Below are 747 nucleotides of genomic sequence, written 5' to 3'. Positions count from 1 at the left end.
GGATACTTGACGGCGACGGCGACGGCGACGCCCCCGGCGACGGCGGCGAGGCCGGCACCGGCGCGCCGGGGAGCGCAGCCGATTCCGCCGGTCCCGCCGAACCTGGCGACGCCACGGCGGCCACGGGTGAGATCACCGTCCCGGACGTGGTCAACCAGGATGTCGCCGCGGCCGAGACCGTCCTGCGTGCGGTCGGCTTCGACTCGATCGAGCGCGCCTATCGAACCGGCAGCCGCGCCCGCGGCACCGTCGTCGCGACCGACCCGTCGCCCGGGACGAGGCACCCCCGCGATGCCACCGTCACCCTGACCGTGTCGGCGGGGCCGAGCATGGTCACGGTGCCCGAGGTCGTCGGGCAGGGCGCCGCGGACGCCCGCGCCACGTTGCGCGCCGACGGCTTCGTCGTCGTGGAGCGGGTCAACACTGGCCCGTCCACCGCCGACGCCGGGCAGGTGGACGCCGTCACGCCGAGCGCGGGCAGCCGGGTGGCGGCCCACAGCACCGTCACCATCACCGTGGCCAGCGACACGGTGACGGTGCCCGATCTGCACGGGCATGCGGCGGCCGAGGCGCAGCGGACCCTGACCGACCTCGGCCTCACCGTCGACCAGCACCCCCGGCCCGGGGGCGGCCAGCCCGGCACGGTCACCGGACAGACCCCGGCAGCGGGCGAGGTGCCCCGGGGGTCGACCGTCACCCTCGACGTCGCCCGCCCCACCGCGACCGGCTCGCCGAGCCCCCCTGCCG

General features: G+C 77.4%; 1 protein-coding gene. It reads left to right on the top strand.

Annotation, left to right across the window (positions count from 1 at the left end; genetic code table 11):
• Positions 1-747, top strand: a 747-nt coding sequence (locus ND748_RS33185) for a PASTA domain-containing protein (RefSeq protein WP_251750179.1), incomplete at both ends; no start/stop codon positions are given.

Origin of the sequence: Frankia sp. AiPs1 (genome assembly GCF_023716945.1) — a bacterium.
Lineage (GTDB): Bacteria > Actinomycetota > Actinomycetes > Frankiales > Frankiaceae > Frankia.
The sequence above is the reverse complement of the archived record's forward strand: the minus strand, read 5'-3'. Positions and strand labels throughout refer to the sequence as shown.